We start from the raw sequence: 11,268 nt of genomic DNA on the forward strand, positions 1-11,268 counted from the left end.
TGATAATGTGTTATTATCCAATTGGATGTTACCTCCTCTGATTTAGTTTTGCGGTTGGCCAAACCCGCTTTATTTTATCAGAGGAGGTATGTTTTTTCTACTCATAGCTATAAGCTTTTCGGAACCACGGGCATAGCCCGTGGTATTCGAATGACAAAAAATGACGTCAATACTAAACTATTGACGTCATCAAAAACCTTCACTAAGCTATTTTATTCATACCCCTTGTATTTTCAGCTGCTTTTTTTACTTCTTCCAAGCTTTTTCCGAAACTTGCCTCCATGGACGCAGCAATAGCACCTTCAAAGAAAGGCGAATCTGCCAGGTGGGTCTTGGACCTTACAGGTTCCTCCAGACTTTCTATAGCCATCTCAGCACTCATTACCGCACTGCCAAGATCAGGAATAATCAACACTCCGTCACCATCAAATACTTCCAAGACTTTTTGCTCAATTAGGAAAACATCGGTACCCAATCGATTATCGGATGTTCCGGCGGCAACCTCAATTTTTACTTTATCTCCTATAACCTGAGTAATTATTTCTTTAGCCCCTTCAGCCATTTTTTTGCTATGTGATACCAATATTATACCGACCAACGCATCACCCCATTCCAGCACAATCAACTGCTTTTTTCACTAAGTGCTCTATGTACTGCCGCTAACATAATATAACAGGAAGTGGCTCCCGGATCTTGATGACCTATGCTCCTTTCGCCTAAGTAACTGGCTCTTCCCTTTTTAGCAATGATACCTTTTGTATATTCTACACCATCTTTAGCTGCTTTAACTGCCTCTTCCAGAAGCTTTAGGTTAACCGGTGATGATTTTAACACTTCTACAGCCGGTTCCAATGCGTCAACAATAGTTTTTTCGCCCTTTTCAGCTTTCCCCCGCATTTTTATGCCTTCCAATGCCGCATCCAGTATGAGCAACAAATCATCAAAGCCTAGTTCTTTTTTAGTTCCTACGGCTTGACCTGCCCGCATAAATGCAGTACCGTACAAAGGCCCCGAAGCACCGCCTACCGTTGAAACCAGCGTCATACCGACCGTCTTTAAAATACTGCCGCAGTCTTTGTCGGTCATAGCAGCTATTTTTTCGGTAACCGCTTTAAAACCTTTTGACATATTTATACCATGGTCGGCATCGCCGATGGCTGAGTCCAGTTGAGTCAAAAAATCTTTATTTTCTTGAATATCATTTGCAACAAGGTTTATAATTTCAATTAATTTTGCGCTGCCTACAGCCACGTTTAAGTCCCCTTTCAAAATATGTATCAGAGCTGTCTAAATGCAGGTGTATTAGCCTGTGCATCTAAAAGCTGTTTTAATTCATCATCTAATTTCAATAGACTGATTGAAGCTCCGGCCATTTCGATAGACGTCATAAATTCTCCTACAAAGGTCCTGTATACCGCAATGTTCTTCTCTTTCAAAATCTGACTTACACGGCGGTTCATTATAAACAGTTCCATTAAAGGTGTGGCACCCAGGCCGTTTATCATAACTGCCACTTCATCCCCGGATTTGTAGGGAATATCCTGTAAAATCTTTTCCATTAGATGGTCGACCAGTTCGTCAGCACTCATAATATGGGTGCGCTTGGTGCCGGGCTCTCCGTGAATACCCATTCCTATTTCCATCTCATCTTCTGCCAGCGTAAAGGTAGGCTTGCCAGCAGCAGGCACTATACACGGCGTGAGGGCCATTCCCATGCTTCTAGTATTCTTTATGACTTTTTCTGCTACAGCCTTAACTTCTTCCAAAGACCCTCCGGCTTCCGCTTTGGCTCCTGCAATTTTATGAACGAAAACTGTACCCGCTATGCCGCGCCTGCCAGTGGTGTAAAGGCTGTTTTCCACTGCTACATCGTCATTTACTATGACACTGGCAACCTTTATGCCCTCGGCTTCTGCCATTTCTCCTGCCATTTCAAAATTCATGACATCGCCTGTGTAGTTCTTGATAATTAAAAGTACGCCAGCGCCACCGTCAACAGCTTTAATTGCTTCAAAAACCTGATCAGGGGTGGGTGATGTAAAGACAGCACCTGCCACTCCTGCATCCAGCATGCCCTTTCCAACAAAGCCCGCATGGGAGGGTTCGTGACCGCTGCCACCGCCGGATACCAGTGCTACTTTGCCTTTTACTGGCGCATCTGCCCTTACAATAACCTCAAAGCCATCCAACTTGCGCACGTACTGGGGATATGCCGCCACCATACCCTCCAGCATTTCCTGAACTACATTGTCCGGACTGTTAATAATTTTTTTCATTGAACCCCTCCTGAAAAAATAATTTTACTTTGAAAATATAGCACAAATCGTACCAAGGCCTAAAACCAATAAAGACTTGGTTTTTACAAAATTACAACTATACCGAATTGGTAATTTTTATCAAATTGCGTCTCTGACTACTTCCCGAATAATATCATAATTTTCGTCTTTAGCTTCTATAAATCCATTAATAATTGAGCCTTGGTGTTTTTTAGAAGCTCCATTGTCCTTATATTCCAAGAAAGCATTTTTTAGCTTCTCATACATTTCCATGTCAAAGTCTGGCCGTGCTGCAATGCAATCTTTTGGTATAGGATCTGTTTGGGCAAGAAACACGAGTTTCCCCACATCAAGGCCCCTATTTTTTGCATCATCAATTGCTTCAGAGTAAGTGGCACCAACTTTAACAGCACCCGATATTACTGCTTCAACTACATTACTGTGAGTCCCAAGAAATATTTGCTCTTTTAAATCTCTTTCCGGATTTATGCCGGCCTTTTTTAAGAGAAGTCTGGGGTATGCATATCCCGATGCAGATTTTGGATCCACAAAGGCCATTCGTTCACCTTTAACATCCTTTAAATCGGTTATTCCTGAGTCTTTGTTGGTGATAATAAATCCCAAATAACTGGGAGCACCGTTTACTATTGGAGTAACCAGAGGAATAACTGCAGCCTTGTTTTTTGCATTTACATATGCAAAAGGTGAAAACCAGCCCACATCTACTATGCCATCTAATAAACCATTAGCAAGGGCATCGTAGTCTGCCGCAACAAGAACTCTTGGTATAAGGCCAACACTATTACAAACACTATTTATCACAGGAAGATATAATGATTTTATGATTTCCGGGCTTAGAGCAGGATTTATGCCAAAAATTATTTCATCCTTCTCCTTTAAACTGGTGGTTTGCTTTTGCAGTGAATATACTTTCTCAACTAAATTGTCAGCAATTTCAAGCAGCTGTTCATTTTGCTTTTCCTGGTCCTTTATTAAAAATGTCACTTTCACGGTTGAGTCAGCAGTAGATGCTGTTTTTTCTGAAAAGGATGTGAAAATATCTGCTAAATACTGGGTTGTCTTCGCCTGTTCTTCTGAAGAATCAAGTAGTTTGCTGTTTAGCTGCGATATATCTTCAAATATGGTAACGGCGCCGTTCATTACATCTTTTCCAAATTGCATTTTAGCTTTTAGATTTTTTAAGCTGATCCCGCTATCTTTAAATATCTGACATGCCTCACTGATACCATCGTCTATATCTTCCGCAGTTTCGTGTATTTCATACGCTTTATCCTTACTTAACTCAGCAAGCTTTCTTATCTCTGATGCAACAACACTAAATCCTCTACCAGCTTCACCTGCTCTAGCCGCTTCTATAGCAGCATTTAAAGCAAGTAAATTTGTCTGCTGCGCTATATGCTTTATAAAATCCACAAATTCTTTTACCTTTTTTGTAAGCTCAAGTATGATTTCAACTTTACTGGATGTTTTGTCCATTTCTGAAGAGACTTGCTCTAGAGCAGCTTCTACATCGCTAATAGCCAGACTCCCTTCTTTTACTTTGTTTAGATAACCCTTTGACATATTTGCCACAGAAGATACGGTTTCTTTTAGATTTGCTGCTAGATGGGATAAACCACTTAGTTGCTGTGAACCGCTGATAGAATTGGCACTGATTTCTTGCGAATGACAGGATATAGTTTCTATGACCTTAACTAGATCTCTAATGGTATTGGAATTCTGCGCAACTACCCATCTTATTTCATGGGCAGTATAACCCAACTCCTCGCTTAAGCGAAGTATTTCTCTCTGACAAACAGGGGATAACTCTCTGTTAGTTTTAACTTTTGAATTTGACATACTAAGGCCCCTTTTAAAATTTATTTTAAAAGACCATATCTCCTGGCTTTGGCCGCCACGGTTTTATGCGTTATACCCAAAGCTTTGCCGGCAGCGTTGAAACTTTTATACTTTTTTAAAGCCATTTTTATAATAGCTTTATCATATTCTTCATAGGGCGCCAACTCACCATTTGAATCCAGATTAATAAGGGAGTGTTTCTTTTCTGTACCTTTTCCTGTTATATGTGATGGCAAATCCCAAACATCAATTACATCACCATCTGCCAGGTTTATGACCCGCTCAATTATGTTCTCTAATTCACGAACATTTCCCGGCCAGTCGTAATTGTATAGGTACCCGATAGCTCTTTTTGTCATGGTTTTTTGTTTTTTCCCCAGTTTTTTACAGAGATTTTCTAAAAAATACTCCACAAGCAGGGGTATGTCGTCTTTTCTTTCTCTTAAACTAGGGAGAGTAATTGGCACAACATTTAGACGATAATAAAGGTCTTCTCGAAATTGCTCTTTGTCTACCATTTCCTTTAGGTTCCTATGGGTTGCTGCTATTATTCTTACATCAGTTTTTAATACTTGGTTCCCTCCAACTCTCTCAAATTCTCGGTCCTGCAACACTCTCAGTAATTTTGCCTGCAAGTTTTTGTCCAGTTCACCTATTTCGTCTAAAAAAATGGTGCCGCCATTAGCCATTTCAAATTTGCCGATTTTCTGATAAATTGCTCCTGTAAAAGCTCCCCTTTCATGGCCAAAAAGCTCACTTTCGATTAAATTGGTGGGTATGCCGGGGCAGTTTACCTTTATAAATGGAGCCTTTCTGCGGTTGCTGGCACGGTGTATGGCTTCTGCCACAAGTCCTTTTCCAGTGCCGCTCTCCCCCTGCAATAGAACCGTTGAAGATGTATTAGCAGCTTTGTACGCTATATTTAGCGCCTCCACAAACTTTTCACTGCGACCTATGATGTTGCTAAAGGCTTCATCAAACTCAAATTCCTTTGCTTGTTCAAATAATAAATCTTTTTTTGGGGATATGTTCAGGCTCAAATCTGAAAAGAATTCAGTTGTCGAAGTGTTTCTGTTAAAAACTATAGAATAGCCCGTTATTTCCCCTTCCACAAAAATAGGTTTTATATCTGCTGATGCCAACTTCTGCCTAGTATTATCATTTGATCTGAATACACTTACTCCAATAGATAATCCGGTAGTTAAATCTAAACCCGGAATTATATCCTGTATATTACTTCCTAAAATATAATGTTTTTTTATACCTATTAAATCTTCCGCAATTCGATTACACAAAATCACAGCGCCGGCTTTATTTGTGACGATAAGGCCAAGGCCAATGCTGTCAAAGATTTTATCGGCTTTAATGGTGTTTTCTTCCAAAATATCGTCAACCTGTTCTAATTCTACATTGCTCTGAGGCAATAGATCTCGTCTAAAAAGCTCCTCAAAGCTATCTATCGCCTCATTCACATTAGGCCCTCTGGCTACTATTGTAATGCGTTCTCCGGGCTTGATATTCAGTGAGTGAATGGCCATCAGAGCTGTGGCAGGCACTTCTCTACCAGATTGATTGCGTATATAAATACTGGTTCCCATCATGTTTTTAATCTCATAAGCCTTATTTACAACCATAGCCGCAGCTCTGATATGCATTCCTTTTGGATGGGTAAAGACGGCATCCTTTTGAAGCAAGGATTTCACCCTCTCAACTCGTACATTCTATTTGGCATTTCCTGTTGCTATCAAATCAATACCTGTGCCTGCTATGTTCTTAACCAGCACATCCCCTACCTTTACAGGAGGTTCCACTACTATGTTTTTTGTTTCAAGCATGGCCTTTTTCAGGCATTTTTTGGGGATGGGTTCCTTGGTCCTTACCGGAATAACCCGACCAGTGGAAAGTTTTAAGGTAGTAGTGAGCACTCTCCTGGGGTCTAACACCTCGTTTCTTGCGTAATCTATACCCCGCTTGCAACCATAATTTTCTATGCTGATTATTTGGCCATTTTCAAGTTTTACATCAATTTGGCAACCTTTTGGGCATACAATACATGTTATCTTCTTACTTTCCATCAGCTACACCTTCTTCCTGAAGGAAAAATCTCAAACTCTTTATATCTTTATTTATCAAGTCTTCTTTTTTAATCTCAATATTGATCATCTCACTGGGCCTGACGTGCTGAAGTACCTTTGTTCCAATCAGATCCTTGTCAGATTCAATGAAAAGTCTCGCCTTTTCCATTGGCTTTGTACTGCGCATAAAGAAATTTTGCTTTTTATCTAAAATCTTTTCTGCATCAACTAAATGAGGCACTACATAACTAATTCCGGGACCGGCAGAGACTGAAATCCTGTCACTAGATGGTAATTTGTCTTTTAGGTAATCAACTGCTCCGCGACCTGCTAGTCTCGCTTCCATTGTTACAAAATCCACTAAATCATGGACATGAACTACATTGCCACAGGCAAAAATTCCCGGCACCGATGTTTCCATCCTTTGATTTACAACAGGTCCTGATGTAACGTTGTGAATTTTGATGTTTGCCATTTTTGATAGCTCATTTTCGGGAATCAGGCCTACTGAGAGCAGTAACGTATCGCAGGAATAATATTTTTCAGTAGAAGGAATCGGTTTTAAATTCTCGTCAACCTGGGCAATGGTTACTCCTTCTACCCTATCTTTGCCGTGAATATAAACAACTGTATGGCTTAAAAGCAGTGGAATATCAAAATCCTCTAGGCACTGCACTATATTTCGAGTTAGCCCATTGGAATACGGCATGATTTCTGCTACACATTTTACCTTGGCTCCTTCTAAGGTAAAGCGCCGCGCCATGATTAAACCAATGTCCCCAGAACCCAAAATAACTATCTCTTTTCCTGGCAAATACCCTTCAATATTTACAAATCTTTGAGCGGTACCAGCAGTAAATATTCCTGCCGGTCGAAAACCAGGAATATTGATGGCACCCCGAGTCCTCTCTCTGCATCCCATTGCAAGGATAACCGCTCCTGCTTGAATTTGCATCAATCCATTTTGGCGGTTTACTGCAGTAATCTGCTTATTTTCGGTAAGCTCAATTACCATAGTATCCAGCAAAACCTCTATGTCCAGATCTTCCAATTCCTTAATAAATCTATCGGCATATTCGGGTCCGGTAAGCTCTTCTTTAAAAACGTGAAGGCCAAAGCCATTGTGTATACACTGCGGCAGGATACCACCTAAACGGGAGTCGCGTTCAATAAGTAAGATATCATTTACACCGTTCTTTTTGGCTTCAATTGCAGCAGCAAGGCCGGCAGGACCACCGCCTATTACTACTAGTTCCTTATTTATCATTGTTGTCACCGCCTTCGTCTTGTAGAAATTCTTTGATACGACCAACTAGCACGTTAGAACCGGGCCCTTTTTTGGTTACTTCAAGAGGATCTATACCCAGTTCTCGCTGCAAAATCTCCAGCACCCTAGGCGAGCAAAATCCTCCCTGACAACGCCCCATACCCGCCCGGGTCCTTCTTTTTACAGCATCTATGCTGCGTGCACCTACGGGTCTTCTTATGGCATCTACAATCTCAGCTTCTGTGACAGTTTCACATCGACAGATTACATGGCCATACGCAGGATTTTCTTTTATAAGCCTGCTGCGTTCTTCATTATCTAATTCTCTAAACCTTACCTTTTTAGGTCTGTGTGGTATAAAATTCGATTTTTCCTTTAAACTAAGGCCCTCTTCCTGCAATATATCCTTTACCATAAGTGCTATAGCCGGTGCCGATGTCAAACCGGGGGATTGAATGCCTCCTACATTAATAAAACCTTTCACCTTTTTAGAAGCTTCAATTATAAAATCATTGGTATTTGATACTGCTCTCAGGCCCGCAAATGATGTTATAACATTTTTTAAAGGTAAATTAGGTACAAGCTTTCTGCCGCCTGCGATAATTTCTTCAATACCCGGATTGCCTACGCTGGTATCGTACTTATCTTCTATATTGTTGGAGTTGGGGCCAATGAAAACATTGCCGTCAACAGTAGGACAAACCAATATTCCTTTTGAAATTTTAGTGGGAGTAGGAAATATGGCCTTTTTTACCAGGTTTCCAAATTGCTTATCAAATATTAGATATTCGCCTTTGCGTGGAGTAATTGTATACTCTTCCGCCCCGGCCATTTTAGATATTTCATCAGCAAAGAGTCCCGCAGCATTTACTATATATTTGGCCTGAATTGTCCCTTTCGGGGTCTTCACGAGAAAACTCTTGTCTTCTAGAACTTCAATATCAACCACGGGTGCATTTAGCCAAAACTTTACACCATTTTGATTGGCATTTTCTGCGAGAGCTATAGTAAGTTCATATGGACATACCAACCCACCTGTTGGAGCGTCCAGAGCAGCCCGAGCATTAGGACTTAAATTGGGTTCTAAATCATGTAGTTCATCTTTTCCTATGATGCGAAGGTGCTCTACACCGTTAATTCTCCCTCGTTCCAATAATTCTTCAAGAGCTTTCTCTTCTTCTTCACTTACGGCTACCACCAAAGAACCGTTCATCACAAAAGGCACATCAAGTTCTTCGCACAAAGCAGGAAAAAGTTTATTGCCTTTTACATTCAATTTAGCTTTCCAAGTACCTGGGGCTGCATCAAAGCCCGCGTGAATTATAGCACTGTTTGCTTTACTTGTTCCGCATGCTACATCTTCTTCTTTTTCTACTACAGTTATTTTTAAATCATATCTTGATAGCTCGCGAGCTATTGAACAGCCTACTACACCTGCTCCAATAATTACTATGTCTTCCATATTCACCCTCCTAAAAATAGGAAAACCACACCTATATAAAGGTGTGGTTCTCCTTATTCTCCGCCACAACTTTAACAGTTAAGATAGATTCTTTTTTAATTTGTTTGGTGTTATTGCTTCTCTTCCCAATCAAGGGCTCTTTGTACTGCCTTCTTCCAACCTTTATATAGATTGTCTCTCATTCCGCTGTCCATTTCGGGTTTAAAGGTCCTGTCAATTTGCCATTTAGAGGCAATGTCATCTTTATCTTTCCAGTATCCTACTGCAAGACCCGCAAGATATGCCGCGCCTAAAGCAGTTGTCTCAATTACTTTTGGCCTGTCAACGGGAACGCCTAAAATATCGGACTGGAACTGCATTAAGAAGTTATTGGCAACAGCTCCGCCGTCTACCTTGAGGCTCTTAAGGGTTATACCGGAGTCTTTCTGCATGGCTTCAAGGACGTCACGGGTCTGATAGCAAATGGACTCAAGAGCGGCTCTTACAATATGTTCACGCTTTGCGCCACGGGTAAGGCCTACAATGGTGCCTCTAGCATACATATCCCAGTAAGGAGCACCAAGACCTACAAAGGCAGGTACCAAGTATACGCCGTTGTTGTCCTGAACTTTTGTTGCGAGCTCTTCACTCTGAGCTGCATTATCTAGAATTCTAAGCTCATCTCTGAGCCACTGTACTACGGCACCGGCAATGAAAATACTGCCTTCCAAAGCATATTCTACTTTTCCGTCTACTCCCCAAGCTATGGTAGTCAGCAATCCGCTTTGGGAAGTAACAGCTTTTTCGCCGGTGTTCATCAACATAAAGCATCCTGTTCCGTAGGTGTTCTTTGCCATACCGGGGCTATAACAGGCCTGCCCGAACAGAGCTGCTTGTTGGTCACCAGCATCACCGGCAATTGGAACTTCGCCGCCGAATACTTCTGTGGTGGTGTATCCGTATACATGGCTTGAGGGCATTGGTTTCGGAAGCATTGACCTAGGTATGTTAAGTTCTTGCAGTATCTCGTCGTCCCAATCCAGCGTGTGGATGTTGAACAACATGGTTCTGGATGCATTGCTGTAATCGGTGACATGGACTTTGCCGCCTGTCAGGTTCCAAATAAGCCATGTATCCACATTACCAAATAACAATTCGCCTTTTTCTGCTTTTTCTCTTGCACCTTCTACATTATCAAGTATCCATTTTACTTTTGTGCCGGAAAAATACGCATCTACTACCAACCCGGTCTTCTCGCGGATTTTTTCAGCAAGGCCCCTGGCTTTCAGGTCATCACAAATCGGAGCTGTTCTACGGCACTGCCAAACAATTGCATTGTAGACAGGCTTACCTGTATTCTTATCCCATACTATAGTGGTTTCCCTCTGGTTAGTAATGCCAATTGCCGCAATATCGCTTGGAGACAGTCCGCTCTTTGAAAGAACTTCTCTGGCTACGCCAATCTGACTTCCCCAAATTTCCATTGGGTCATGTTCTACCCAGCCTGGCTTAGGATAAATCTGGGTAAATTCTCTGTTGGTTACACCCTTAATCGTTCCGTTTTCATCAAAAATAATCGCCCTTGAACTGGTTGTCCCCTGATCTAAAGCCATTATGTACTTGGCCACTGGACATTACCTCCTTGTTTTTATATAATTTTTATTAAATTATATTAGCTTATGGTTTTTATATCTGAGGTGCGGTCTGAACCGCACCATTATCATTCTTTTTATATCACATTAATAATTTTTAAATTTTTGCATTTAGCTGATGATATTCTTATTTTTCAGATAATTATACATACAGGCAGTAGAGAATAAATCCGCCTAGAATGCCTCCGAGAATTGCATTAATAACCATACCTATACCTTTGCCTACATCATCACCAGATAAAGCCGAAGCTACAAATAACCCTACAAATCCCGCCCAAGCCATGTCAATCCATGCCGCACCAGATTGATAAATCAAACCTACTCCGTGATTGAGTGTCCATGTGGTGCCAACTATAAAACCAGCTGCAAGCCAACCGCCTATTGGCCCAAAATTGTCAACCAGTTTTCCCCATGCAAGTCTGATCAGGAACGGGAATATAAAACCACCAGCCATAGTCGCTATGATCTTTGGAAATGTCATTAATATACCCTCCCCCTATTTATCTTTACAAAACTACGCGGAAATGTCTTTGCCCTTTACTGATACAGCAGCATCTCTTTCGGCCCACATCTTTTCTACGGCTACTGCTGTTATGCCGCCAATTGCTGCTCCAATTGCAACAAAAGCTAATGTAGGCAGTGAATCGATTCCTGCTTGCACGCCTTTGAGAAATACATCTCTTAAAGTTCCCGTTAT

Annotated in this window: 10 protein-coding genes and 1 pseudogene; all 11 read right to left on the bottom strand. The window is 41.3% G+C overall.

Annotated elements, in window-relative coordinates:
- Window positions 1–202 precede the first annotated feature (202 nt).
- Window positions 203–619, bottom strand: coding sequence for a dihydroxyacetone kinase phosphoryl donor subunit DhaM (gene dhaM, locus JT739_RS07525; protein WP_237660493.1), 417 nt, complete (start codon window positions 617–619; stop codon window positions 203–205).
- A gap of 2 nt (window positions 620–621) precedes the next feature.
- Window positions 622–1,251, bottom strand: coding sequence for a dihydroxyacetone kinase subunit DhaL (gene dhaL / locus JT739_RS07530; RefSeq protein ID WP_237660494.1), 630 nt, complete (start codon window positions 1,249–1,251; stop codon window positions 622–624).
- Window positions 1,252–1,277: 26 nt separating this feature from the next.
- Window positions 1,278–2,276, bottom strand: a complete 999-nt coding sequence (gene dhaK / locus JT739_RS07535; protein WP_237660495.1) for a dihydroxyacetone kinase subunit DhaK — start codon at window positions 2,274–2,276, stop codon at window positions 1,278–1,280.
- A gap of 120 nt (window positions 2,277–2,396) precedes the next feature.
- Window positions 2,397–4,136, bottom strand: a complete 1,740-nt coding sequence (phnD, locus tag JT739_RS07540) for a phosphate/phosphite/phosphonate ABC transporter substrate-binding protein (RefSeq protein WP_237660496.1) — start codon at window positions 4,134–4,136, stop codon at window positions 2,397–2,399.
- 20 nt (window positions 4,137–4,156) lie between these two features.
- Entirely contained in the window at window positions 4,157–5,830 is a 1,674-nt protein-coding gene (locus tag JT739_RS07545) for a sigma 54-interacting transcriptional regulator (protein WP_304650970.1), read from the bottom strand.
- A gap of 27 nt (window positions 5,831–5,857) precedes the next feature.
- A complete protein-coding gene (locus JT739_RS07555) occupies window positions 5,858–6,211 on the bottom strand; it encodes a DUF1667 domain-containing protein (protein WP_237660497.1) in 354 nt (117 codons plus the stop codon).
- Complete coding sequence (locus JT739_RS07560; protein WP_237660498.1) at window positions 6,201–7,478, bottom strand: NAD(P)/FAD-dependent oxidoreductase; 1,278 nt, start codon at window positions 7,476–7,478, stop codon at window positions 6,201–6,203. Before JT739_RS07560 ends, JT739_RS07555 begins: the two co-directional genes overlap by 11 nt.
- Window positions 7,468–8,940, bottom strand: coding sequence for an NAD(P)/FAD-dependent oxidoreductase (locus JT739_RS07565; protein ID WP_237660499.1), 1,473 nt, complete (start codon window positions 8,938–8,940; stop codon window positions 7,468–7,470). The genes JT739_RS07560 and JT739_RS07565 overlap by 11 nt, the downstream gene beginning before the upstream one ends.
- A 110-nt stretch (window positions 8,941–9,050) precedes the next feature.
- Window positions 9,051–10,547, bottom strand: coding sequence for a glycerol kinase GlpK (glpK, locus tag JT739_RS07570; RefSeq protein ID WP_237660500.1), 1,497 nt, complete (start codon window positions 10,545–10,547; stop codon window positions 9,051–9,053).
- 166 nt (window positions 10,548–10,713) lie between these two features.
- On the bottom strand, window positions 10,714–11,052 hold the full coding sequence (locus JT739_RS07575; protein WP_237660501.1) for a hypothetical protein: 339 nt from the start codon (window positions 11,050–11,052) through the stop codon (window positions 10,714–10,716).
- Window positions 11,053–11,085: 33 nt separating this feature from the next.
- Window positions 11,086–11,268, bottom strand: a pseudogene (locus JT739_RS07580) (hypothetical protein); the annotation flags it as partial.

Origin of the sequence: Tepidanaerobacter sp. GT38, assembly GCF_021991635.1 — a bacterium.
In the GTDB taxonomy this organism is placed as follows: Bacteria; Bacillota; Thermosediminibacteria; order Thermosediminibacterales; family Tepidanaerobacteraceae; genus DTU063.